The 23,310-nt window shown below is 67.2% G+C and carries 21 protein-coding genes; 17 read left to right on the forward strand and 4 right to left on the reverse strand.

Annotation, left to right across the window (positions count from 1 at the left end; translation table 11 throughout):
• Positions 1-124 precede the first annotated feature (124 nt).
• Complete coding sequence (locus ACZK45_RS02055) at positions 125-2,206, forward strand: gluconolaconase (protein WP_478445384.1); 2,082 nt, start codon at positions 125-127, stop codon at positions 2,204-2,206.
• Here ACZK45_RS02055 and ACZK45_RS02060 read toward each other — a convergent pair.
• A complete protein-coding gene (locus ACZK45_RS02060; protein ID WP_478445385.1) occupies positions 2,184-2,591 on the reverse strand; it encodes a YciI family protein in 408 nt (135 codons plus the stop codon). The two genes, ACZK45_RS02055 and ACZK45_RS02060, sit on opposite strands and share 23 nt — an antisense overlap.
• Before the next feature lie 712 nt (positions 2,592-3,303).
• On the opposite strand from ACZK45_RS02060, the gene ACZK45_RS02065 reads away from it, so the two are divergent.
• The 13 genes from ACZK45_RS02065 to ACZK45_RS02125 all read left to right on the forward strand — a co-directional run bounded on the left by ACZK45_RS02065 (position 3,304) and on the right by ACZK45_RS02125 (position 15,752).
• Positions 3,304-3,684: a YciI family protein gene (locus tag ACZK45_RS02065; RefSeq protein ID WP_478445386.1), complete on the forward strand. Its 381-nt coding sequence runs from the start codon at positions 3,304-3,306 to the stop codon at positions 3,682-3,684.
• A gap of 101 nt (positions 3,685-3,785) precedes the next feature.
• Positions 3,786-4,208: a VOC family protein gene (locus ACZK45_RS02070; RefSeq protein ID WP_005407887.1), complete on the forward strand. Its 423-nt coding sequence runs from the start codon at positions 3,786-3,788 to the stop codon at positions 4,206-4,208.
• 34 nt (positions 4,209-4,242) lie between these two features.
• Entirely contained in the window at positions 4,243-4,653 is a 411-nt protein-coding gene (locus ACZK45_RS02075) for a VOC family protein (protein WP_478445387.1), read from the forward strand.
• Positions 4,654-4,676: 23 nt separating this feature from the next.
• On the forward strand, positions 4,677-5,033 hold the full coding sequence (locus ACZK45_RS02080; protein ID WP_032128771.1) for a DUF1428 domain-containing protein: 357 nt from the start codon (positions 4,677-4,679) through the stop codon (positions 5,031-5,033).
• Between the two features lie 45 nt (positions 5,034-5,078).
• Positions 5,079-6,341, forward strand: coding sequence for an RNA polymerase sigma factor (locus ACZK45_RS02085; RefSeq protein WP_012509914.1), 1,263 nt, complete (start codon positions 5,079-5,081; stop codon positions 6,339-6,341).
• Between the two features lie 107 nt (positions 6,342-6,448).
• Entirely contained in the window at positions 6,449-7,645 is a 1,197-nt protein-coding gene (locus ACZK45_RS02090; protein ID WP_049398325.1) for a hypothetical protein, read from the forward strand.
• Positions 7,636-8,736, forward strand: coding sequence for a hypothetical protein (locus ACZK45_RS02095; RefSeq protein ID WP_049398326.1), 1,101 nt, complete (start codon positions 7,636-7,638; stop codon positions 8,734-8,736). The genes ACZK45_RS02090 and ACZK45_RS02095 overlap by 10 nt, the downstream gene beginning before the upstream one ends.
• Positions 8,737-8,834: 98 nt before the next feature.
• Positions 8,835-9,512 (forward strand): hypothetical protein, encoded by a 678-nt coding sequence (locus tag ACZK45_RS02100; RefSeq protein WP_049398327.1) that lies wholly within the window; start codon positions 8,835-8,837, stop codon positions 9,510-9,512.
• A gap of 16 nt (positions 9,513-9,528) precedes the next feature.
• Entirely contained in the window at positions 9,529-11,175 is a 1,647-nt protein-coding gene (locus tag ACZK45_RS02105) for a CsgG/HfaB family protein (RefSeq protein ID WP_478445388.1), read from the forward strand.
• Between the two features lie 380 nt (positions 11,176-11,555).
• Positions 11,556-13,205 carry a M28 family metallopeptidase gene (locus ACZK45_RS02110; protein ID WP_346487126.1) on the forward strand — a complete coding sequence of 550 codons (1,650 nt, stop codon included), beginning with the start codon at positions 11,556-11,558 and terminating at the stop codon, positions 13,203-13,205.
• A 164-nt stretch (positions 13,206-13,369) separates the two neighbouring features.
• Positions 13,370-14,629 carry a sensor histidine kinase gene (locus ACZK45_RS02115; RefSeq protein ID WP_049398329.1) on the forward strand — a complete coding sequence of 420 codons (1,260 nt, stop codon included), beginning with the start codon at positions 13,370-13,372 and terminating at the stop codon, positions 14,627-14,629.
• Positions 14,619-15,389: a LytR/AlgR family response regulator transcription factor gene (locus tag ACZK45_RS02120; protein ID WP_032128763.1), complete on the forward strand. Its 771-nt coding sequence runs from the start codon at positions 14,619-14,621 to the stop codon at positions 15,387-15,389. Before ACZK45_RS02115 ends, ACZK45_RS02120 begins: the two co-directional genes overlap by 11 nt.
• An 18-nt stretch (positions 15,390-15,407) precedes the next feature.
• Positions 15,408-15,752: a hypothetical protein gene (locus ACZK45_RS02125; protein WP_032128762.1), complete on the forward strand. Its 345-nt coding sequence runs from the start codon at positions 15,408-15,410 to the stop codon at positions 15,750-15,752.
• 39 nt (positions 15,753-15,791) lie between these two features.
• Here the strand turns inward: ACZK45_RS02125 and ACZK45_RS02130 are convergent, their stop codons facing one another.
• Positions 15,792-16,406, reverse strand: a complete 615-nt coding sequence (locus ACZK45_RS02130; RefSeq protein ID WP_032128761.1) for a hypothetical protein — start codon at positions 16,404-16,406, stop codon at positions 15,792-15,794.
• Positions 16,407-16,715: 309 nt separating this feature from the next.
• Between ACZK45_RS02130 and ACZK45_RS02135 the strand changes: the two genes are divergently transcribed.
• Positions 16,716-17,645, forward strand: a complete 930-nt coding sequence (locus tag ACZK45_RS02135; protein ID WP_478445389.1) for an oxygenase MpaB family protein — start codon at positions 16,716-16,718, stop codon at positions 17,643-17,645.
• 143 nt (positions 17,646-17,788) lie between these two features.
• On the opposite strand, the gene ACZK45_RS02140 is transcribed toward ACZK45_RS02135, so the two are convergent.
• Positions 17,789-18,376 carry a TetR/AcrR family transcriptional regulator gene (locus ACZK45_RS02140; protein ID WP_478445390.1) on the reverse strand — a complete coding sequence of 196 codons (588 nt, stop codon included), beginning with the start codon at positions 18,374-18,376 and terminating at the stop codon, positions 17,789-17,791.
• 133 nt (positions 18,377-18,509) lie between these two features.
• Here ACZK45_RS02140 and ACZK45_RS02145 point away from each other — a divergent pair, with 133 nt between their 5' ends.
• Both ACZK45_RS02145 and ACZK45_RS02150 read left to right on the forward strand, forming a co-directional pair.
• The gene (locus ACZK45_RS02145; RefSeq protein ID WP_478445391.1) at positions 18,510-19,724 is read left to right on the forward strand and encodes an MFS transporter; all 1,215 of its coding nucleotides are present in this window, start codon (positions 18,510-18,512) and stop codon (positions 19,722-19,724) included.
• On the forward strand, positions 19,721-20,893 hold the full coding sequence (locus tag ACZK45_RS02150) for an MFS transporter (RefSeq protein ID WP_293796145.1): 1,173 nt from the start codon (positions 19,721-19,723) through the stop codon (positions 20,891-20,893). Before ACZK45_RS02145 ends, ACZK45_RS02150 begins: the two co-directional genes overlap by 4 nt.
• A 169-nt stretch (positions 20,894-21,062) precedes the next feature.
• Here ACZK45_RS02150 and ACZK45_RS02155 read toward each other — a convergent pair whose 3' ends face one another.
• Entirely contained in the window at positions 21,063-23,174 is a 2,112-nt protein-coding gene (locus ACZK45_RS02155; RefSeq protein WP_180837553.1) for a M13 family metallopeptidase, read from the reverse strand.
• Between the last annotated feature and the right edge of the window lie 136 nt (positions 23,175-23,310).

Raw genomic sequence — 23,310 nt, forward strand, 5'->3', positions numbered from 1 at the left:
GCCAGGGAGAACAAGCGCGACGCATGGAACTCTGGTATCCGGCAGTACGTTTGGCCTTGGCGGATCCTGCGTTCAGCGTCTATTGTCAGTGCCTCTTCAGACAGCAGGCAGGCAGCACAGCACGATGGCACGGTGGCAATGGATGGCGGCAGGCGTAGCGTTGGCGACCGTAGTGGCACTGGCCGCGACCTGGTGGGAGACGCCGCTGCATACGCCGGCTGAACCGGCAGGTCCGGTTCCAACGCCGCTGGCGTGGACCGCGCAGATCGAGCCGCTGGCCGGCGATGGTCACCCGGGTGACCGCGATGGCGCGTCCGCGCAGGCGCGTTTCGCCGATCCGTACGCGTTGCTGCGCAGTGCCGATGGCAGCGTCTATTTCACCGATGCCGGTGACAACAACCGGATCCGTCGTCGACTTCCCGATGGCCGCGTTGAAACGGTGGCCGGGCAGGGCGAGGGGCGTATCGATGGCCCGGCACTGCAGGCCAGTTTCAATACGCCGTCGGGCATCGCCGCCGACGCGCAGGGCAACCTGTATGTGACCGACACCGGCAACCACGCGATCCGCCGTATCGGCACCGATGGCCAGGTGACCACGCTGGCCGGTGGCGAACAGGGCTACGCCGATGGCTCTGCCGCGCAGGCGCGGTTCGATGCGCCGATGGGCATCGCGGTGGACGCGCAGGGCCAGGTCTATGTGGCCGATACCTTCAACGACCGCATCCGGGTGATCGGTACCGACGGCAACGTGCGTACCCTGGCCGGCGGCGAGCGCCCGGGGCTGGCCGATGGCCTGGCGGGCGATGCACGCTTCGATACACCAGTGGCGCTGGCCTTCGATGCGCACGGCGCGCTGCTGGTGGCCGACCTGTTCAACAACGCGGTGCGTCGGGTCGGTGCCGACGGCATGGTCAGCACGCTGCTGGGCGATGGCGGCGTGATCAATGGGCCGCTGTCGCTGGCCACCACGCACGACGGCGTGCTGTACGTGGGTGACCTTGATGGCCGCATCGTGCAGGTAACACCGCAGGGCCACCAGATCGCGCTGGTGGGCAACGGCCGCCTGCCACGCCTGGCCCGCCCCAGTGGGTTGGCGATGGATGCCGATGGCAGCGTGCTGGTCGCCGATTCCGCCAGCTATCGCCTGCACCGCCTGCGCCCGCTGCCGGTGGGTGACCTGCCGGCACCGGCGCTGGTCGGGCCCGCTGCCGATGCAGCATTGCCGGACACCGGTGGGCGCTGGCCATTGGCACCCCAGGACGGCTGGCATGAAGTGGTCGGCACGCTGGGCGAGGTGCGCGGCAACTTCAAGGGCGAGAGCCGCCACCACCTGCACGGCGGTTTCGATGTGCGCGGCGATGTCGGCCAGACCGTGCTGGCGATCGCCGATGGCAAGATCAGCAGCCCGGTAGCGGCGTGGAGCCTGGGTGGGCAGGCCGAGGGCCTGGCCGTGGACCGCCTCAAGTACATCCACATGCGGGTCGGCCGCACACCGCGCGACCAGCCGTTCGATGCGCGCTGGCAGGCGCTGTACGACGAACAGGGCAAGCTGGAGCGGATGCGCGTGCGTCGCGGCACGCGCATCCACGTCGGCGATCGCCTGGGCAGCATCAACAACCAGGCGCACGTGCACCTGGCGGTGGGCACCGGCGGCTTCGAAACCAACGCCGTGGCGCTGGGTTTCCATAACTACGCCGACCACTTCGCACCGCGCATCACCGATGTGGCGCTGCTGGACGACAACGACCAGCCGCTGGCGGCGGGCAGCGACGGCGTGGTGATGCTGGCGCGGCAGGGCCGTGGCGTGCAGATCGTGGTCGAGGCCTGGGACCAGGTCGACAACAACCTGCCGCGGCGCCGGCTGGGCATGTACCAGGTGGGCTACCAGATCCTCGATGCTGCCGGGCAGCCGCTGCAGGGTTATGAGCAGCCGCGCTGGAACATCGTGTTCAACCGCATGCCGCCGCAGACCGAAGCGGTGCGCGTGGCCTACGCACCGGACAGCGGCATCACCGTGCATGGCAGTGCGGTGACCCGCTTCCGCTACCTCGCCACCAACACCGTGCGTGACGGCCTGATGGAAACCGGGCGCTGGCAGCCGGCGGCATTGCCTCCGGGCGAGTACACCGTGCGCGCCAGCGTGCGCGACTACAGCGGCAACGAAGGCGTGGGCCCGCGCGAGATCAGAGTACGGTTGCTGCCATAGCCGCAGCCGGGGCGCCGCAGCGTTCGCGCTCGGCGTCCATGTCTTCCAGCGGCCGCACCTCGATGCTGCCGAAGCGTGCCCACGGGAAATCGCGGGCGATGCGCATGGCTTCGTCGCTGTCGCGGGCGACGATCAGGTTGAAGCCGGCCAGCAGTTCGCGGGTTTCGGCGAACGGGCCATCCAGTACGCGGCTGTGGCCATCGCGCACGCGCAGGGTCTGCGCGGTGTCGACCGGCTGCAGCTTCTGCGCGGCCAGCAGCGTGCCTTCCGCCTGCAGTTTGTCGGCGTGGGCGAGGCAGTCGCGCATCAGCGCGTTGAATTCTTCGGTGGGCAGCGCCTGCAGCAGGGCAGGCTCGATGTAGATCAGAAGCAGGTACTGCTGCATGGCACGGTCCTGGCGGGGGCGGGGTGCCCATGATGGCGCAGGTTTGCCTGCCGGCATGCTGCAGTGCGAAAAGCCGCCTGCGGCGGGCGATCGGCGAACGGCGGAGCCCCTCCGTGGTGGGGGGGGGGCGCTGAAAGCTCGGGTTCTTGGATTTGGCCGGGTGGGGAGGCAGGGCAGGGGGCGCTGCAAGTACGTCCATGTAAGCTCGGTCGCCGCATCCATGCGGCTCACGCCCCTGCCCTGCCTCCCCACCCGGCCTTGGACAGATCTCTGCGGCTGACCCACCACGGGAGATCAACAACAAGAGCAAAAGCGGGTCGCTCCGCTCGCAAAGCCGAGGTCGCCAGCCACCCGCTGTTGCTGTTGCTTCTGCCTTTTTTCTTGATCTTCCCGTGGTGGTTCGGCCACCGGAATCTGTCTGGGGCCGGGCGGGTGGGGTTGGCGGGGTATCCGCGGCATGGATGCCGCGGCTAAGCCCCCATGGACGGGTTTACGGCGTCCCCGCCAATCCCACCCGCCCGGCCCACCCACAGGAAACCAGCTTTCAGCGACCAACCCACCCACCACGGAGGGGCTCCGCCGTTCGCCGACTCCCGCCGAAGGCGCGCTTTCCACGGAAGAAACAATTTTCAGAGAACGTGTCGATTCCCAGCCCCCTGGTTCGTTGTACCCAGTGAAGGGCACGCACCACGCGTTCCCACGGGAGACCGCAATGAAAGTGATGGTGATCGTAAAGGCCAACGCCGACTCCGAAGCCGGCCGCATGCCCAGCGAACAGGAACTGTCCGAAATGGGCGCCTTCAACGAACAGCTCGTGGCCGCCGGCATCATGCTGGCCGGTGAAGGCCTGCATGCCACCCAGCGCGGACGTCGCATTCATTTCGGCAGTGGCGCGCCCAAGATCGAGGCCGGTCCGTTTGGCCCCGCCAGCGACCAGATCGCCGGCTTCTGGCTGTGGGACGTGCGCTCGCTGGACGAGGCCGTTGAATGGGCCAGCCGCGCGCCGTTCAACAGTGGCGGCACGCTGGAGCTGCGCCCGCTGATCTCCGCCGAAGACTTTGGTGAAGCCTTCACCCCCGAATTACAGCAGTAGGAACAGCGTCTGCGTGCACAGTTGGAAGGTTGACCCGGTTCATTTCCCCCGCCGGGCATGGACCGGCGCTACCCCCCTGAAACCCACGACGGAGTATTGCCATGAAATTGATTCCCTTCCTCGGCTTCAGCGGCCAGGCCCATGAGGCGATGGCGTTCTATGCAAAGGCACTCGGTGGCCAGGTCACCTCGGAAATGAAATACCGCGACATGCCGCCCTCCGATGGCTCGCCGGGCTGCAACGAGATGCCGCCGGAAACCCTGGACCACGTCGCGCACAGCCAGCTGGAAATCGGTAGCGCCATCGTGATGGCGGCCGACGGTCCCGGCGGTGGCGAGGGTGGTTCGACCACCATCAATGTCGACGTCGACAGCATCGAAGAAGCCGAACGCGTGTTCGCGGCGCTGGCCGAAGGTGGCCAGGTGCAGATGCCGATCGCCGAAACGTTCTGGGCGCACCGCTGGGGCATGTTGATCGATCGCTACGGCAAGCCGTGGATGGTCAACTGCATGAAGCAGCCCTGATTCTTCTTTCTTTCATCCACAAGGAGCTTCACCGATGAGTGCACCGCAACCGCAGATGATCTTCGTCAATCTTCCGGTGAAGGACCTGGAGAAATCCAAGGCCTTCTTCACCGCGCTGGGCTACAGCTTCAATCCAACTTACACCAACGATGACGCGGCAGGCATGGTCATCAGCGAGAGCATCTACGTGATGCTGCTGACCCAGCCTTTTTTCCAGCAGTTCACCAACAAGCCGATTGCCGATGCGCACACCCACACGGAAGTGATCAACGCACTCTCGGCACCCAGTCGCAAGGCAGTTGACGAGTTGGTGGACAAGGCACTGGCCGCCGGCGGCAGCGAACCGCAGCCGCCGCGCGACCTGGGCTTCATGTACCAGCGCGGCTTCCAGGATCTGGATGGCCATCTCTGGGAAATCGCACACATGGACGGCGAGCCGGGCTGACGGCCGCCGCAGGGAGAATCCTCATGGCTTACGTGGATGCTTACGTGCTGCCGTGCCCCCAGGACAAGGTGGCGGCCTACCGCCGCCTTGCCCGCAAGGCCGGTGCGGTGTGGAAGGACCATGGCGCGCTGCAGTACATGGAATGCGTGGCTGACGATGTGGAACCGGGAAAGAGCACGTCGTTTCCACGTGCGGTCAAGGCCAAACCGGGCGAAACGGTGATCGTCGCCTTCGTCGTGTTCCGTTCGCGCGCGGCGCGCGACCGTATCAACGCGAAAGTGATGGCGGACCCGCGGCTGGCGTCGCTGGGCCCGAAGGACATGCCGTTTGATACCAAGCGCATGTTCTGGGGTGGCTTCAAGCCGATAGTTGAAGCGTGAGCTGCGGCGCTTGTGCGGGCCGGGCGTGCGTGCTGTGATCGGCGCATGCTCGAGCCCGCACTGACGCAGCGTCTGGAAACCCTCTGGCGGATGGAGTCGCCGGTGTTGATCGCGCGCCTGGCGCGGCTGCTCGGGGGCGATGTCGGCCGCGCCGAGGAGCTGGCCCAGGACACCTGGCTGGCCGCGCTGGAGCGCTGGCCGGAGCAGGGCATCCCGGACAACCCCGGAGCCTGGCTGATGACCACTGCGCGCAACCGTGCCATTGATGTGCTGCGCCAGCACCAGCGGGTGGCGCAGCAGCATGCGCAGTGGGGCGAGGAACTGCATCCGGCGCCGCTGCCGGCGCCCGATGACAGTCAAGCGCTGGAAGATGATCTGGGTGACGACCTGCTGCGGCTGATGTTCGTGGCCTGCCATCCGGTGCTGCCGGCCGATGCACGGGTGGCATTGACCCTGCGCCTGCTGGGTGGCCTGACCACTGTCGAGATCGCGCGCGCCTTCCTGCAGCCCGAGCCGACCATCGCCCAGCGCATCGTGCGCGCCAAGCGCACCTTGGCGCAGAAGCAGGTGCCCTACGAGGTCCCGCGTGCTGACGCGATGCCCGAGCGGCTTGGTTCGGTGCTGGAAGCGATCTACCTGGTGTTCAACGAAGGCTATGCGGCCAGTGCCGGTGACGACTGGATGCGCCCGGCACTGTGCGAGGAGGCGCTGCGGCTCGCGCGCATCCTGGCGCACCGGCTGCCGGTGCCGCCGGTGCTGGGCCTGCTGGCGCTGATGGAGCTGCAGGCCTCGCGTGCCGCGGCACGGACCGATGCGCAGGGCGTGCCGGTACTGCTGGACCAGCAGAACCGCGCGCGCTGGGACTGGCTGCAGATTGAACGCGGGCAGCAGGTGCTGGCGCGCGCGCTGGCCGCCGGTGGCGCTGATGATCCCTATGTACTGCAGGCGCGTATCGCAGCGTGCCATGCAGCGGCGCGCCGCCCCGAGGATACCGACTGGCCGCGCATCGCAGCGCTCTATACGCAGCTGCTGCAGGTGCAGCCCTCGCCGGTTGTTGCATTGAACCGGGTCGTGGCGGTGCTGCGCAGTGACGGTGCCTTCGCGGCGTGGGCGCAGCTGCAGCCGTTGCTGGTGGACGCGCGACTGCGTGAGTACGCGCCGCTGCAGGTGGTGCGCGGGGAGTTACTACAGGCGCTGGGGCGCGACCTGGACGCACGTCACGCTTTTGCGGAAGCCGCCAGACTCAGCCAGAACCAGGCAGAGCGGGGCCTGCTGCGGCAACGGGCCGGCCTGCCTCCCACGGAGTGACCTCGACGAAGGCAGCACTTGTCGGCGGGCCCGCGAGCCGTTATGTTTCGCGCCCAGCGGACGCGTCAGCGTCCACTTTCCATGCGTATTGACCGAGGAGCGGTTGGATGTATTCAAGGACGAAGAGCGCATCGCGCGCTTTTGCGCGCCTGCTTGCCTGTGCCCTGTGCCTGGCCGTATGGCCGATGGCCGTACAGGCGGCAGACAAATCACAGCAGGCCTATTGGGCCGGTTTTGCCTATACCGCTGATGCCGCTGCCGTGCAGGCGACCACACCGCATGCGCACGCCGTGCTGGAAAAGCGTGGCTTGATCCCGCTCAACCAGACCCTGGGGCAGGGGCTCAAGCGTCGCCCGCCGGCCAATCTGGAACTGATCGACCAGCCGGTGGCGATGCTCGACGGCACCACCAGTGCGACAGTGCTGGCCGCGGCACTGGACCGCGAACTGGTCTCGGTCGAGCCGATCGGTGACCAGTACAAGGTGCTGGTGGAAGTGGCGCTGCAGGCGCTGTTCTTCGATTTCCGCGAGCGCCAGGTGATCGCGTCCTATCCGCTTACCCTGCAGCGCATCGACGTGCAGGATTACCGGCCGGACAACGACGATATCGACGCGATCGTCGCCGATCTCCTGTATGGCAGCGCCGATACCAGCCTGTCGCAGGTGCTGGCTGCCAGCCTCGCCCAGGCCAGGCTGCCCGATGCCGCCGTGCGTCGCCTGCAGGTCGGTGGCGTAACCCTGTCCGACGCGGTCCGCGCCAAGCTGCCCGACCCGAAGTGGGAAGCCCCGCTGCGCGCCACGCTGGCCCATGAGCTGTCCAAGACGCTGTCGTCCAATACCGGCGTCGGCCTGCTGCCGCCGGCCTCGGGCCAGGCGATCGGTGGTGCGATGGCGGCGCGCTTTGCCGACGGCAAGGTCTACCAGCTGAAGATTCCCGAGCCGGACTACGTCATCAACCTGCAGGTGGATGCGCTGAAGAACGGCGTGATCGAAGAAACGCCGGCGATGAAGACGATGCTGTTCGGCGCGTTCTTCACCGCCAAGGTGACCGAGCCGTTCTCCGGCAAGGTCTATTTCGAACAGCCGCTGCGCAAGGGTGCCACCAAGGTGGTGCCGGTCACGCAGTGGCAGGTCGACCAGTGGTCGGCCAGCTACGAAACCCTGCTGGCCGGCTTCGACGCCTTCGCCGGCGCCGCCGCCAAGCGCGCCGATTCGCGCGGCTGGCTGGACGAACAGAAGCCGGGCGGCCGCCCGTTGCAGCAGCAGACCCAAGCCCTCCAGGAGTTGATCAAGTCATGTCGTTGATGCGTACCATCCTGCTCATCCTCATCGCCCTGGTGGTGGCCTCCCCGGTCGCTGCACAGACCGCCAGTTCACGCGGTACCGGTTCGGCCAGCTACGGCCTGCGCCTGAGTGCCGACACCCGCGCCCAGGCCCTGAACAAGGCCAAGGTCAATGCACTGGAGGCGTACATCGCCGAGACCGGTGCGGCCAAGCTGCGCCTGTTCGAAGCACGTCGCTCCGAGTTCATCGGCGAGATCGACCGCTACGTGCTCAGCGCCGTGCAGCTGTCGGACACCGAAGACAAGAAGGCCAAGACCTACACCGTCACCGTCCGCGCCGAGATCAACACCACACTGCTGCAGACCAAGCTGGATGCCGGCTCGGCCGTGGCCGGTGCCACCGCCGCGCAGCGCTCGCTGCTGACCTTCCTGTTCATGGCGCGCTCGCAGGACACCGTGCAGTCGTTCCAGGACAAGGAATACCGCCGCGTCGACGCCAGCAGCAGCTACAGCGAGAACACCCGTGAAGGCGACAGCTTCCGCGGCAACTCGGTCAGCACCAACGGCAGCATCAACCAGAACGGTTCGATGTCGGTCACCAGCGGCGGCAGCACCACCCAGCGCAGCGACAACATCAGCTGGAAGGTGGCCAACGCCGCCGAAGTGAACACCGCGATGACCGGTGCCTTCAGCGCCGCCGGCTACGAAGTGGTTGAAGCCGAATACGTGGAAGGCGAATCGCGCGGTCTGCTCAGCATCGAGCGTATCCGCAAGGACTTCAGCACCGGCAACGACCTGGCCCCGGCCACCCTGCGTGATACCGCCAACGGCATCCGCGCGGCCAACATCCCGTACATCGCCGTCGGCACCCTCGACGTCGGCATGCGCGACCGTGACCCGGCCAGCGGCAACACCCGCGTGTTCGTCACGGTTACCGGCAAGGTGCTGGACGTGACCGGTCGCTTCCCGCGCACCGTGTCGTCGGTGGGCCCGGTGCAGTTCTCCGGTACCGGCCCGAACGAAACCGTCGCCCGTACCAACGCGCTGCAGCTGGCGGCTGAAAAGGCTGCCCAGCAGATGATCAACGAACTGAACGTCAAGGCAGTTCGTTGATCCGCCACCCCGGTGGGTGCCGAGCTCGCTCGGCATCGCCCGGGGTTACCGATTTCCCACGTGCCGCTTCGCGGCCGTCTCTCCCAAAGGACACTCATATGATCCGCAATACCGCTCTTGTCGTGGCCATCGCTGCCGCCACCCTGTCGATGCCGGCCCACGCGGGCCTGGGCAAGCTGAAGGACCTGGCTGGCGCCGCTACCGGCACCTCCAGCAGCAGCGCCTCCAGCGCCGCCGCTCCGGACGAAGCCGCGCAGGAAGCGCTGGTGCGTCGTTTCGTCAGCTCGCAGTCGCACTCGCTGCAGGCCCAGACCTCGTTTGCCCGCGCCTTCGGCCTGGCCGAGCAGGTGCAGCTGCTGGAAGCCGAGCGCCAGGCGCTGTCGTCGGGTTCGGTCAGCGTCGATGCGATGAAGAAGTCGGTGTCGGTCAGTGAAGCTGCGCAGGCGGCGATCAACGAGCGCCAGGCCGCACAGCCGGAACTGAACGCTGAATCCAAGCAGCACTACGCCGAAGGCCTGGTCTCGCTGCTGTCCTCGGCGGCCGAAGCACAGAAGCTGGGCGGCGAAGCCAGCAACTTCACCGCCGGCATGAAGAACCTGGGCGCGACCCAGCTGGCCACCGTCGGCCGCAAGCTGGCAGCAGGTGCATGGGTGGCCAAGGAATCGCCGGGCTTCATCCAGGGCCTGTACGGTTCGACCAAGTCGGCCGTGACCTTCGCCAAGAAGAGCAAGGTGAAGGTGCCGTCCAACGCTGATTCGATGCTCGACACGCTCTGATCCGAGGCGAATCTCCATGCGTATGACCTACCGTTTGATCGGCCTGGGCCTGGCTGCCACGCTGCTTGCAGCCTGTGGCAAGCAGGACACCCCGGCCGCCGCGCCCGCCAAGGACAAGGCAACCAGTGCACTGGCCAGCAATGCGCCAGCGGAAGCAGCGCCCCTGCGTGGCACGCCGGATTTCGGCGGCACCACCCAGGTCGCGCGCGAAGCCGACGGCATCGGCAGCACCCCGGAACTGGCGGTGCTGGCGGCATTGCAGTCGGCGGTGGCGCAGGTCAACGGCGTACGCGTGGCCAGCCAGATGCAGAGCCTGCGTGCAGGCCTGCATGTGGATGTGGATGACGAACACGTCGGCGATATCCGCGCCGACGCGTTCACCCAGCAGATGATCGCCGGCTCGCAGGGCGCGGTGCTGGGCTATGAAATCCTGTCGCAGGATGAAGTGCGGCAGCTGGACGAGGAAACCATCGCCCGCGTGCGCGCCAGCGACGAAGGCTGGAGCTTCAAGGGCTCGGCGTCGGCCAGTGCCTCCGGCGAAGCCTCGGCCAAGAGCGGTTCGGCCTCGGCCAGCGTCAGGGAAAGCTACGACGAGAAGGTCAGCGTCGATGCCAAGCGTGGCGCCAGTTCGTTCGATTCCGACGTGACCCATCGCCGCATGCGCAGCTACTGGAAGGTGCGCGTGCGCGCACAGATTGCCCAGTACCGCGCGCCGGACGAGCAGGGCAAGCCGAAGATCGTGGTTGCACTGCCGCGCACCAAGGCCGGCAGCTATGCCGTGGGCGACGGCCGCGTGGACGCGGACGAAGTGGCCGATGCGATCCGCGCACGGCTGTCCGACACGCTGACCCAGACCCAGCGCTTCATCGTGCTGGACCGCGAATTCGGCGACGAACTGCAGGCCGAGATCGACCACATCAACAGTGGCAACGTGCGCCTGCAGGACACCGCACGCGTGGGCCAGCAGCTGGCTACCGACCTGATCCTGATCCCGACCATCGAACGCTTCGAGTACCCGCGCAGCGTGCGCAACCTGCGCATGTCCGACCGCCAGGTGACCTCGTACTCCGGTGGCGGCCGCATTACCCTGCGCCTGATCAACGCCACCACCGGCCAGGTGGTGATGTCCGACAGCTTCGACCACCAGCTGGCCTCGACTGGCCCGAGCACCCTGCCGCGCGTGGTCAATGGCCGCAACATGGCCGCGGCGATGATGGAATCGCTGTCCGGCCAGATCGGCACCACCATCGTCACCACGCTGTTCCCGGTGTCGGTGGTTTCGGTGGACGGAGACCAGGTGGTGCTGAGCCAGGGCGGTGACACCGTGCAGGCCGGCCAGCGCTGGCAGGCCGTGCGCCTGGGCGAAGAACTGAAGGACCCGCAGACCGGCCGTTCGCTGGGCCGCAGCGAACACCCGTGCTGCACCATCCGCATCGACCGCGTGGCCGCACAGACCTCGTACGGCACCATCGAAGACGGCGTCGACGCCATGCGCGGCGGCTTCCGTCCGGGCCAGATTGAACTGCGCCAGAAGCTGGGCAGCAAGCCGGCCGCTGCCGCTGCCGGCGCAACGGCCTCGGCTGCACCGGCCGCCGCCGCGCGCCCGGCGGCCAAGCCGAAGCCCAAGCCCGCTGCCGCCCCGGCCGAAGACCCGAACTGGTAACACGCCAAGGCAGCACACAGAAGGGGTCAGAGCCCTTTCCCACCGGGAAAGGGAACTGACCCCTTCTTGTTTCCGTCCGTGTCGACCAAGGTCGACACCTACCAACAGCGGCGTGCCGACCAAGGTCGACACCCACCAACAGCAGCGGGAACCTGTCGAAGGCGGGGTGGGTCCGGTTGCGGGGGTGTAAGCGCCATGGATGGCGCGCCCAAGCCTCCAGGGACGGATTCACGGCGTCCCCCGCAACCGGACCTACCCCGCCATCCCACGGAATGCCGCTGTTGCTTCAGCTGTTGCTGTTGCCCTGGCTTCGGCAGGTGCAGGGCGCAGCCCTGCCGAACCCCTTACACTCCAGAAGGATTTCCCTGCTGGAGAGAGCAATGAAACGAGTGGTACTGGGCGTGCTGGCCCTGTCGGTGTCGAGCGCACTGATGGCGGCCACCCCGAAATTCGATGGCGCGCGGATCTCCGCCGACGTCAAGGAACTGGCCTCCGACGCCTACGAAGGCCGCTCCCCGGCCACCGCCGGCGAAGAGAAGACCATCGCCTTCCTCAGCAAGCAGTTCGCCGACGCCGGCCTGCAGCCGGGCGGCGACCTCAAGGACGGCAAGCGCCTGTGGACCCAGGCGGTGCCGCTGCGCAAGGGCGACATCGTCGGCGCACCGCAGCTGGCGCTGCACCAGGGCGGCAAGACCGTTGCGCTGGAACAGGGCAAGCAGATCGCCGTGCGCGCGGCCATGAACGGCGCCAGCAACGTCGACATCAGCAAGGCCCCGCTGGTGTTCCTCGGCTACGGCGTGAAGGCCCCGGAGCGCAACTGGGATGACTTCAAGGGCGTGGACCTGAAGGGCAAGATCGCCGTCGTGCTGATCAATGACCCGGACTTCGAGACCGGCCAGGGTGATTTCGACGGCAAGGGCATGACCTACTACGGCCGTTGGACCTACAAGTACGAAGAAGGCGCCCGCCAGGGCGCGCTGGGCGTGCTGATCGTGCACGAGACCGCACCGGCGTCGTACGGCTGGGCCACCGTGGCCGGTTCCAACACCAACACCATGTTCGATGTGGTGCGCGACAACCCGGCCGACAGCCACCCGCTGCTGGAAGGCTGGATCCAGCGCGACCTGGCCGTGGAGCTGTTCCGCTCGGCCGGCCAGGACTTCGAGGCGCTGAAGAAGAAGGCGCAGCAGCGCGACTTCACCCCGGTGCCGCTGACCGGCGCCAGCCTGGACGCGAAGTACGCGGTGAAGACCGAAGTGATCACCTCGCACAACGTGGCCGCACGCCTGGAGGGCAGCAGCCACCCGGACGAGACCCTCGTCTACAGCGCGCACTGGGATCACATCGGCGTGGGCGAGCCCGACGCACGTGGCGACCGGATCTTCAATGGCGCTCTGGACAACGCCAGTGGCACCGCATCGCTGATCGAACTGGCCCGTGGCTTCGCCAAGGCCAAGCGCCCGCAGCGTTCGCTGCTGTTCCTGGCGGTCACCGCCGAGGAAAAGGGCCTTCTGGGTTCGGAGTACTACGCCACCCATCCGCTGTATCCGCTGGAAAAGACCGTGGCGGTGATCAACATGGATGGCATGGCGCCGTTCGGGCCGTCGCGTGATTTCGGCATCTACGGTGCCGCGCGCTTCGAGCTGCTGGACCAGCTGAAGGACGTGGCCAAGGGCTGGGATATCCGCTACACGCCGGACCCGAAGCCGGAAGCGGGCCTGTTCTTCCGCTCCGATCACTTCCCGTTCGCCAAGCGTGGCGTGCCGGCGCTGTCCTGGTCGGCCGGCCAGGACTGGGTGGACGGTGGCGTGGCCGCAGGCAAGAAGGCCTCCGAGGACTACACCGCCAAGCGCTACCACCAGCAGGGCGACGAGTGGCAGCCGGACTGGGTGTTCGCCGGTGCCGCCCGCGACCTGGAGGTGCTGTACACGCTGGGCAACCAGCTGGCCAACTCGCGCAGCTGGCCAAACTGGAGCAAGGACGAATCGTTCCGCGCCGTGCGTGACGCCAGCGCCGACCAGCGCAAATAAGGCAACGCGCCGGGCTTGCCCGGCGCCTCCCGGGTAGTGCCGGCCGCTGGCCGGCTCTACCAGAATGGCTTCCATCCCCGCTTTCCGGCCCTTCGTCGCAACCCGCTTGTTTGCCCGGCGGGCCGCCCTATGCTCGGCTCACCCCCTTCCTCCAAGGCGCCGCCGTGTTCGCCAGCCTCTCTCTCCTGCTTCGTCACCTGCTGGCCTGGGCTGCGGCGCTGTTCGTCGCCGGCATGGTCTGGAGCGGCATTTTCAGCGGCATGAACGACGGCCCTGGCTGGGTGTTCGGGCTGCTGGTGATGTTCCTGATGATTTCCGCGCTGGGCAGCGCGATTACCCATGTACGCCGCGTCTGGCTGGTCGCCGGCCGGCTGGATTCGACCACGCTCTCCGGCCGCCAGCGCCGCCAGGTGGAACTGCCGATGGATGCCGGCCAGGCATTCTCGGTGGTGGAAGCGGCCATCGCTGAACTGCCGCGCGTTGAAGACGTGGAAAGTTCGGCCGGCAGCCTGCAGGTGCGGGCCTACGTGCGCCGCGTGGATGCCTGGAACGGCCGCCAGCCATCGCGCTGGAACCTGCCGGCACGGCTGGCGATCAAGCGCAACAGCGTGCTGGCGACGGTCACGCCGGGGCAGGGCACCAGTACCGTCACCCTGTTGTTTGAGCCGGATGCCGGCTGGTGGGCCGACCTGCTGGCACTGGATGAGGGCAGCAACTTCGAGAACGCCGAAGCGGTCACCCGCGCGATCAGCCGCCGTGTTGCCGACCAGCGTCGCGACGAGCAGGCCGCGGCCGAGCAGACCCAGGTGGAAAAGGAGCTGTCGGTGGCCCGGTTGAACCTGCTGCACGCGCAGGTGGAACCGCACTTCCTCTACAACACGCTGGCCAACGCGCAGGTGCTGACCCGCACCGACCCGGCACGTGCTGACCAGATGCTGGGCCACCTGATCCAGTACCTGCGCAGCTCGTTGCCACAGGTGGACGAATCGCTGTCCACGCTGGGCGTGGAGCTGGAGCGTACCCGTGCCTACCTGGAGATCCTGCGTATCCGCATGGGCGCACGGCTGGGGGTGGAGGTGCAGGTACCGAACGAACTGCACGGCGTGCAGCTGCCGGCGATGGCGCTGCAGACGCTGGTGGAGAACGCGATCAAGCATGGCCTGGAACCGAAGCCCGGCGGTGGCACGATCTGGATCCTGGCGCGTGGCTTCGATGACCATGTAACGGTGACGGTGGCCGACGATGGCCTCGGCTTCGGCCAGGGCACCAGCGGTACCGGCATCGGCCTGAAGAACCTGCGCGAGCGCCTGCGCCTGACCTGCGGCGAACAGGCCGGCGTGGCGATCGTCGCCAACTTCCCCAGCGGCGTGGCCGCGACCATGACCCTGCCGCAGTCGAGCAAGGAGCGCAGCCATGCCGCTTGAGGCGCTCATTGCCGAAGACGAGGAACTGCTGCGGCAGTCGCTGGTCGAGCAGCTGGGCCGGTTGTGGCCGGACCTGAAGCTGGTGGCCGAGTGCGAGGATGGCGCCAGTGCGCTGGAACAGCTGGCCGAGAAACAGCCGGACATCGCCTTCCTCGATATCCGCATGCCCGGCATCAGTGGCATTGAAGTGGCCCGTTCGCTGTCCGAACTGAGCCCGCGCACCCAGGTGGTGTTCGTTACCGCCTACGACCAGTACGCCATCGACGCGTTCGAGCAGGGTGCGATGGACTACCTGCTGAAGCCGGTCAGCGATGAGCGCCTGCTGGCCACGCGCGAACGCATCCTGTCGCGGCTGCCATCAACGCGCCAGGACGATGCCGTACTCGAACGCCTGCTTCAGCGCCTGGGGCCGTCGCAGAGGGCGGCAGAGCGCCCGCCCTTGGCCTGGATCACCGCCAGCAACGGCCGCGAGACGCAGCTGATCATGCTGGAAGACGTGGCCTATTTCCGTGCTGACAACAAGTACACCACCGTGATGACCGCGGCCGGTGAGAGCCTGCTGCGCACACCGTTGCGCGAGCTGCTGGAAGTGCTCGATCCGCAGCACTTCCGCCAGATCCATCGCTCGACCATCGTCAACATGAAGGCGGTGGCAGCGGTCAGCCGCGACGATACCGGGCGCGGGGTGCTGCGCCTGCGTGGGCGTACGGAGACGCTGGTGGTCAGCCAACCCTTCATGAGCCTGTTCCGCGGCATGTAGCCGCACCCTGGAGGCACCATGCGCCTGTTCCTGTTTGCCTGCGTTGCTGCGCTGTCGTTGGCCGGCTGCGAGAAGTCCAGCGAAACCTCGATCACCCGTACCAATGCCAACGGCGTGGACACGCTGTACAGCAAACGCACCGTGGTCGATGGCGAGGCGCGGTTCCAGTGCATCGCCAGCAGCAGTGGCCACTGCCACTACGTGGTGCTGGACCCTGCATGCAGCAGCGGGGCCGCGTGTGCCACGCCGCCGTTGCGTCGGTTCGCGGTGGCGGTGGGAAAGACCGAGGCGATGCGTGACCTGCCCAGGGGCTTCCACCAATGCGTCAGCCAGGACCCGATAGAACAATGCCACCGTGAGTGATCACGGTGGCATTGTGGGTCCCCCCGCTTCCCTGAAGGGTCAGTAGGCAGGTTGCAGTGTCAGGTCGTGGTGGTGCTCGTTCTCACCCACATGGTTCAGGCGGCCGACCAGTTCTGAGTGCTGCTTCATGCGCCCGATCTCGGTCATGATGCGGATGTCCTCATGGCGCAGCTCGCGCTTGGCAGTGACGGCCTGCTTGTAGTCCAGCACTTCCGGGTAGTGCTCGGCCAGGTCCAGTGCCTCGGCCACGTTCTCGACGCTGTCGGCCTTGGAGCTGATGCGGGCGCGGCTGTTGAAGGCCTTCATCCAACGCTCGAAACCGGCGGTGCGGTCGAACATGTTGGCCATGAACCAGATCACGAACAGGATCGAGATCCATGAGCCGAACACCACGACCACGCGGGTGAAGGTGATGTGGTAATCGTCGCGCCACAGGTAGTTGGTGATCAGCCCGAGGATCAGCAGCGAGGCCGCCTGCCAGCCGACGATCGAGGCGATCAGCCATTGGCACTTGGCCTGGGCCAGCACAGCCACTTCATCGCGGATCTGCTGCTCGCTGAGGCTGCGCCAGTGCGCGACCTGTTTTTCGAACGGGCTGCTGTAGAGCTCGTTGTCGCGAAGCAGTAGTCCCAAACCCTTGAACAAAGCAATCATGGCTGGCTCCTTGTGGAACGTGCGTCGATCAGCGTTGGACGGTGTGGCGGGTTCAGTTCTAGCACTTCCAGCGAGCCGTGCAATGGGCGCAATGCCTAGCGGCGTAAGGGTTTTGTCTGAATGGGTGAATGTTGTTGCATCGCAACATCACGGTCGCAGCCTGCGACAGGATGTCGCAGGGTGAAACGTGCTGCGGCTGCACATGAAACCGTGGCTGAGCGCGGAGACTCGCCGTCGGCGTCGTGATCGACCAGAATCGGGGCCGACCGCGCAACGCGTGGCCGTTCTTCCGCCTCTCCTGGACCTGTGATGCCGGCTCTGCTGCAGCGACTCTCCCGCCCCGTGACCGCGCCGATCCGGCGCTGGGTCCTGGAGGCCTTCCCGCGTGGCCAGAGCGGCATCGACTACGACCACCCGCTGGGTGACCCGGGCTGGTTCGGCCCGGACAGCGTCACCTGGCGGCTGCATGCGGAATTTCCGTCGATGCTGGCCGGAGGCCTGTGCGCGCTGATGCTGCAGACCCTGCACCCGCGCGCGCTGGCCGGGGTCTATGACCATTCCAACTTCCGCCAGGACCTGGTGGGCCGCCTGCGCCGCACCACCGCCTTCGTTGCCGGCACCAGCTATGCGCCCAGCGGCGAGGTGGAGGCGCTGGTGGCCAAGGTACGCCGCATCCATGCGCAGATCCGCGGCCAGACCGCGCAGGGGGAGCCCTATGCGGCGGACGATCCGCAACTGCTGACGTGGGTGCACGTGACCGAGGCGTTTGGCTTCCTGCAAGGCTTCCGCCGCTACGGGCGCGAGGTGCCTGCGCACATCGCCGATCGCTACTACGACGAGTACCGCTGCGTGGCCGAGGCACTGGGTGCGGTGGATGTGCCGCGCAGTGAAGCGGAAGTGGCCGCGTACTTCTGCGCGCGGCAGCCGGAACTGCGCGTCGACGAACGCTCGCGCGAAGTGCTGGAGGTGTTGTCCGGCGTGCGCCTGCCGGTACCGGTGCCGGGTCTCTCGCGCGAAGTGTTCCTCGGCGCCGGTGCGGCGCTGCTGCCGGACTGGGCCGAAGGCATGCTCGAGCGCAATGGCCGCCAACGGGCGCAGGCGGCCGCGTCGGCGAAACTGATGCGGGGCATGGCGCCGCTGTTCCGCCGCGCACTGCCCGATGGCCTCGCCAGCCGCGCCTGCACGCGCGTGGGCGTGCCGGTGGATGTACTCCGCGAGTGGCCCACCGTTCCCCGGTAGGTGCCAACCTTGGTTGGCACGCGTTTCGCGCGGTGTCGCAGAAGCGCCAACCAAGGTTGGCATCTACCAAAGCGGGCCATGGGGTGGATCCATTCCATGCAAAACGGATTCCGCCGTAGATCCACGCCATGCGTGGATGGGCCTTACTCCGTCGACTTCAACCCACGCAACAGCATCTCCAACGCCGCCGTCGCCTGCCGCAACCGCGCGTCGCCCTGCTCGCCCTCGGCGATCCAGAACGCGGCCTCGGCCAGGCTGCCGTAGATCAGCGACGCCATCGCCTGCGCATCCACCGGCGCCACCGCACCCTCGGCAATCAGCTGCTCGATCAGGCGCTGCATCGAGTTCACGCAGTGCCGCTGCGATTCCGGTGAGGCGCCACCGAGTACCGCGCGCGCATCGCGCAGCACGATGCGCTGGATCTCCGGCTCCAGTGCCATCTCCAGATAGGCGCGGCAACGCTGCACGAAGCCGTCCCAGGCATCATCCGCGCCATCGCTGATCGCCTGCAGGCGCAGGTCGGTCTCGGCATCGAGCTGGGCGACGACAGCCGCCAGCAGACCCTTCTTGTCGCCGAAGTGGTGGTACAGCGCGCCGCGGGTCAGCCCGGCCTGGGCGGTCAGGTCGTCCATCGAGGTGGCGGCATAGCCATGCGCGCTGAACACCCGGCGGGCGGTGGTCAGCAGGGTGGCGCGGGTTTCTTCCATCTCGGCGCGGGTGCGACGAACCATCCGGAGCTCCTTACATACACAGTGCATGATTATTTACATACGGCACGTATGAATGTAGCCTCTTATTCATACGCTCTGTATGTATTGTCGTGGCGCTCGGTGCGCCAGGCAAGTCGCTGCCCTGGAGATCCTGATGGCCACCCCCTATCGCGACCTGTTCGCTGCCCCCGGCACCGCCGGCCTCGCCCTGGCCGGGCTGCTGGCACGCCTTCCTCTACCGATGACCGGTATCGGCATCATCACCCTGCTGTCCCAGCTGCGCGGCAGCTATGCACTGGCCGGTGCGGTGTCGGCCACCTTCGTGCTGACCTACGCGTTGCTGTCGCCGCAGGTATCGCGCTGGGTCGACCGGCGCGGGCAGGGCAGGGTGCTGCCGTGGGCCACCGCGGCCAGTGCGGCGGGGTTGCTGTTGCTGCTTGCGTGCACGCTGCTGGCCGCGCCGGACTGGACGCTGTTCATTGCGGCGATGCTGGCCGGTTGCATGCCCAGCGTGTCGGCGATGGTGCGCGCGCGCTGGACCGCGATCCATCACGGGCGCCCGCAGCTGCAGACCGCGTATTCGCTGGAGACCGTGTTCGACGAGGTGACCTTCATCGCCGGGCCACCGTTGTCCGTCGGGTTGTCGGTGGCGGTATGGCCGCAGGCCGGCGTGCTGGCCGCCGCCCTGCTGCTGGTGCTCGGGGTGACCGCACTGGTTCTGCAACGCGGTACCGATCCACCGCTGCAGCGCTGCGAAGGCGCAACACCCTCGCGCTCGCTGCTGCGGCAAGCGGAGATCCGCCTGCTGGCGTTGCTGATGCTGGCGATGGGTGTGATTGTCGGTACCGTCGACATCACCAGCGTGGCCTTCGCCGAACAGAGCGGGCAGCCACTGGCTGCCAGTTGGGTGCTGTCGGCCTATGCGCTGGGCAGCTGCGCGGCGGGCCTGCTGTTTGGTGCGCAGAAGCTGCAGATCCCGTTGCCGCGCCTGTTGCTGACCGGAGCAGCGGCCACTGCATTGGCCACGCTACCGCCGCTGTGGGTCGGCAGCCTGCCTGCCCTGGCCGTTGCCGTGCTGCTGGCCGGGGTGTTCTTCGCGCCGACGATGATCGTTGCGATGTCGCTGGTCGAACAGTACGTGCCCGAATCGCGCCTGACCGAAGGCATGACCTGGTTGCTGGCCGGATTGAACATCGGCGTGGCGCTGGGCGCGGCACTGTCCGGGCAGGGTGTCGATGCGGGGGGCGTGCGCAGCGGTTTTGCTGTTGCGCTGGTGGCAGGCGGTGGCGTGCTGCTGTTCGCCGTGCTCGCGCAACGTGCACTGCGCCCGTCTGCCTCGACCACATCCCCTGAAGGAATCGTCCCGTGAGCGCTTCATCGCCTGCGCACGCCGCGACTGTGCCTCGTCATCCGTGGTGGTCGGTTTCCGCCGTCGGCCTCGCCACGTTCTCGGTGGTCACCACCGAAATGCTGCCGGTCGGCCTGCTGACCCCGATCGCCGAAGATCTCGGCGCGTCCACCGGCACCGCCGGCCTGATGATCTCGCTGCCGGCCCTGCTGGCGGCAGTGTTCGCACCGCTGGTGGTGATCGCAGCCGGTGGCATTGATCGCCGTCGCATCCTGTGCGCGCTGCTTGCGCTCCTGCTGGTCGCCAACCTCGCGTCGGCGCTGGCACCGGGCATCGGCTGGCTGTTGGCCGCACGGGTGCTGGTGGGGTTCTGCATGGGCGGCATCTGGGCCATCGCCGGCGGTCTGGCTGCGCGCCTGGTGCCGGCTGACCGCATCGGCCTGGCTACCTCGATCATCTTCGGCGGCGTGGCCGCAGCGTCGGTGCTGGGCGTTCCGTTGGGCGCGCTGATCGGGGATGCATTGGGTTGGCGCAGCGCCTTTGCAGCGATGGCGTTGTTCAGTGCGGCGGTGATGCTGCTGCATCTGCGGGTGGTTCCTGCGTTACCTGTAAGTACATCGGTGCGGCTGCGGCAGTTCGTGCAGCAGCTTGGCCAGCGCGACCTGCGGCGTGGCCTGTGGCTGACCGTGCTGCTGGTGTCCGGGCACTTCATCGCCTTCACCTACGTGCGGCCGCTGCTGACGTCCGTCTCGGGCGTGGAGGCGTCGTGGATCGGTGCACTGTTGTTTGCCTACGGCCTGGCCGGCATCGCCGGCAACTTCATTGCCGGGCCGCTGGCAGCGCGCCATCCGCGCGGTACGTTGCTGGCGATCGCATCGGGCCTGCTGCTGACGCCGCTGCTGTTGCTGTGGCTGGGGGGCACGCCGAGCGGTGGCATTGCGGTGCTGCTGCTATGGGGCCTGGCCTATGGCGGCGTATCGGTGGGCCTGATGAGCTGGATGATGAAAGCGGTGCCGCAGGCCGTGGAGATCGCCACCGCCCTGTATGTAGGCGTGTTCAATATCGGCATCGCGCTTGGCGCGTGGGGCGGTGGACGGCTGCTGGATGGTGTCGGGCCATACGCCACGCTTTGGGCTGCTGCGGTGTTGGCTGCGAGCGCTCTCCTGATGGTTGCCACCACCCGCAGGTAGATCCACGCCATGCGTGGATTCCTGCCCCGTGCCAACCAAGGTTGGCAGCTACCAGAGCGGGGCATGTGCCGACCAGGGTTGGCACCCACCAGAGCGGGGCATGTGCCAACCCAGGTTGGCAGCTACCGGGAAATGAAACGGGCGCCTTGCGGCGCCCGTTCCGGTTACATCACCACACCTTGACCCGCTTGTCCGGGGCCAGGTACAGCTTCTGGCCTTCCTTCACTTCGAACGCCGGGTACCAGGCGTCGATGTTGCGCACGGTGAGTGCGCGGAACTGGCCCGGTGCATGCACATCGGTCAGCAGCGAGTTGCGCAGCGCCTGCTCGCGGCTCTTGCTGCGCCACGCCTGGGCGAAGCCGAGGAAGAAGCGCTGGTCGGGGGTGAAGCCTTCCAGGGTCTGGCCCGGCTTGCCCTGCAGCGACAGCTGGTAGGCATCGTAGGCGGTACCCAGGCCAGCCACGTCGGCGATGTTCTCGCCCAGGGTCAGCTTGCCGTTCACATGCACGCCCGGGAACGGCTCGTAGCTGCTGAACTGTGCGGCCAGCGCATCACCAGCGGCGTTGAACTGCTTCAGGTCTTCAGCGGTCCACCAGTTGTGCAGCTTGCCGGTCTCGTCGAACAGCGCACCGGCGTTGTCGAAGCCGTGGCTGATCTCGTGGCCGATCACTGCGCCGATGGCGCCGTAGTTCACCGCGTCGTCGGCAGCACCGTCGAAGAACGGCGGCTGCAGGATCGCGGCCGGGAACACCAGGCGGTTCTCCAGCGGCACGTTCATCGCGTTGATGGTCTGCGGCAGCATCGCCCACTCGCTGTGGTCGACCGCCTTGCCCAGCTTGGCGATGTTGCGCTGGTACTCGAACAGTTCGGCGCGCTGCGCATTGCCCAGCGCGTCATCACGGCGGATCTCCAGGCCGGTGTAATCACGCCACTTTTCCGGGTAACCCATGCCCACGGTCAGGCCGGCCACCTTGGCCTTGGCGCTGGCCTTGGTCTGCGGCGACATCCACGCGAGCGCGTCGATGCGCTTGGCGAAGGCGGCGATGATGTTCTTCGCCATCTCGTCCGCGCGTTCCTTGGTCTTGGCGTCGAAGTGCTTCTCTACGTAACGCTTGCCGATCGCTTCGCCGATGGCATGGTTGGCGTCGTCCACTGCACGCTTCCAGCGGTCGCTCTGCTGCGGGGTGCCGCTCAGCGCGGTGCCATGGAAGGCGAAGCGGGCATCGGCGAACTTCTTCGGCAGGTAGGCAGCGGCGCGGTCCAGCGCGTGGAAGGCCAGGTAATCCTTCCAGACATCCAGCGGCTCGGTGGCGACCAGCTTGGACAGGCCGGCCACGGCCTTGGGTTGCCAGACGATGAAGTCCTGCTGCTTGCCCAGCGCAGCCGCGTCGAGGAAGGCGTTCCAGTCCATGCCCGGTGCCTTGGCATTGAAGTCGGCCTGGGTCCAGGGGTTGGCACCCTTGGTCACGTCGTTGGTTTCTTCCTGGGTGGCGTGTGCCTGCGCGATCTTGGTCTCCAGCGCGAGGATGCGCTGCGCCTTGCCGGCCGGGTCGGCAACGCCGGCCAGCTGCAGCATCTGTGCGATGTAGGCCTGGTACTGCTTGCGCAGTTCGGCCATGCGGCCACCCCCCAGGTAGAAATCGCGGTCGGGCATGCCCAGGCCGCCCTGCACCAGGTAGGGTGCGTTGCGGTCCGGCTGCAGCAGGTCCACCGACACCCACAGGCCGAACAGGCGGTCGGTGTAGAAGTTGGTCGCATTGAGCAGGTCGACGTCGGCGCGCATCTCGCCGCCCAGGGCTCGGGCCAACCCGGCCTTGTCGGCGATCGCATCGATGGCCTTCAGCTGCGGCTGCACCGGCGCGATGCCGTGCTGCTCGATGCCGGCTTCGTCCATGTAGGCGGCGTAGTAGTCGCCGATCAGCTTGTCGTCACCGCTGGCCTGGGTGTTGCCGGCGGCGCCTTCGAGAATGGCGCGGGTGTCGGCCAGGGTCTTCTCGGCGATGACGTTGAAGCTGCCGAAGCGCGAGCGGTCGGCCGGGATCTCGGTGTTCTTCACCCAGGTGCCGTTGGCGAAGCCGAAGAAATCATCGCCGGCGTTGATGCTGCGGTCCATGCCGCTGGCATCGAAGCCGAAGCTGCCCAGCATCGGCTTGGCGGCCGCAGGTGCGGCATCGGCAGGCGCGGCGGTGCCGGCAGCCGGATCGGCCGGGCGGTCGCAGGCGGCCAGGGACAGGCTGGCAACGATGGCCAGTGCCAGGGTGGGACGGCGCAGCTTGGACATGGACTTCTCTTGCAGCGGAAAACCCCAAGTCTAATCCGCTCCGCCCCGGCTGGCCCTCCCGTAGTGCCGCCCGCCCTGTGCGGGATCTGGCTGAACGCGCGGAAGCGATCTTCACGCCGTCACCGGTGTGGTGCAT

This window comes from Stenotrophomonas sp. 63632_Sma, assembly GCF_056482875.1.

Coding starts and splice junctions, on each gene's coding strand:
- ACZK45_RS02055 (WP_478445384.1), top strand. CDS start 125: ATGGCACGGTGGCAATGGATGGCGGCAGGCGTAGCGTTGGCGACCGTA.
- ACZK45_RS02060 (WP_478445385.1), bottom strand. CDS start 2,591: ATGCAGCAGTACCTGCTTCTGATCTACATCGAGCCTGCCCTGCTGCAG.
- ACZK45_RS02065 (WP_478445386.1), top strand. CDS start 3,304: ATGAAAGTGATGGTGATCGTAAAGGCCAACGCCGACTCCGAAGCCGGC.
- ACZK45_RS02070 (WP_005407887.1), top strand. CDS start 3,786: ATGAAATTGATTCCCTTCCTCGGCTTCAGCGGCCAGGCCCATGAGGCG.
- ACZK45_RS02075 (WP_478445387.1), top strand. CDS start 4,243: ATGAGTGCACCGCAACCGCAGATGATCTTCGTCAATCTTCCGGTGAAG.
- ACZK45_RS02080 (WP_032128771.1), top strand. CDS start 4,677: ATGGCTTACGTGGATGCTTACGTGCTGCCGTGCCCCCAGGACAAGGTG.
- ACZK45_RS02085 (WP_012509914.1), top strand. CDS start 5,079: ATGCTCGAGCCCGCACTGACGCAGCGTCTGGAAACCCTCTGGCGGATG.
- ACZK45_RS02090 (WP_049398325.1), top strand. CDS start 6,449: ATGTATTCAAGGACGAAGAGCGCATCGCGCGCTTTTGCGCGCCTGCTT.
- ACZK45_RS02095 (WP_049398326.1), top strand. CDS start 7,636: ATGTCGTTGATGCGTACCATCCTGCTCATCCTCATCGCCCTGGTGGTG.
- ACZK45_RS02100 (WP_049398327.1), top strand. CDS start 8,835: ATGATCCGCAATACCGCTCTTGTCGTGGCCATCGCTGCCGCCACCCTG.
- ACZK45_RS02105 (WP_478445388.1), top strand. CDS start 9,529: ATGCGTATGACCTACCGTTTGATCGGCCTGGGCCTGGCTGCCACGCTG.
- ACZK45_RS02110 (WP_346487126.1), top strand. CDS start 11,556: ATGAAACGAGTGGTACTGGGCGTGCTGGCCCTGTCGGTGTCGAGCGCA.
- ACZK45_RS02120 (WP_032128763.1), top strand. CDS start 14,619: ATGCCGCTTGAGGCGCTCATTGCCGAAGACGAGGAACTGCTGCGGCAG.
- ACZK45_RS02125 (WP_032128762.1), top strand. CDS start 15,408: ATGCGCCTGTTCCTGTTTGCCTGCGTTGCTGCGCTGTCGTTGGCCGGC.
- ACZK45_RS02130 (WP_032128761.1), bottom strand. CDS start 16,406: ATGATTGCTTTGTTCAAGGGTTTGGGACTACTGCTTCGCGACAACGAG.
- ACZK45_RS02135 (WP_478445389.1), top strand. CDS start 16,716: ATGCCGGCTCTGCTGCAGCGACTCTCCCGCCCCGTGACCGCGCCGATC.
- ACZK45_RS02140 (WP_478445390.1), bottom strand. CDS start 18,376: ATGGTTCGTCGCACCCGCGCCGAGATGGAAGAAACCCGCGCCACCCTG.
- ACZK45_RS02145 (WP_478445391.1), top strand. CDS start 18,510: ATGGCCACCCCCTATCGCGACCTGTTCGCTGCCCCCGGCACCGCCGGC.
- ACZK45_RS02155 (WP_180837553.1), bottom strand. CDS start 23,174: ATGTCCAAGCTGCGCCGTCCCACCCTGGCACTGGCCATCGTTGCCAGC.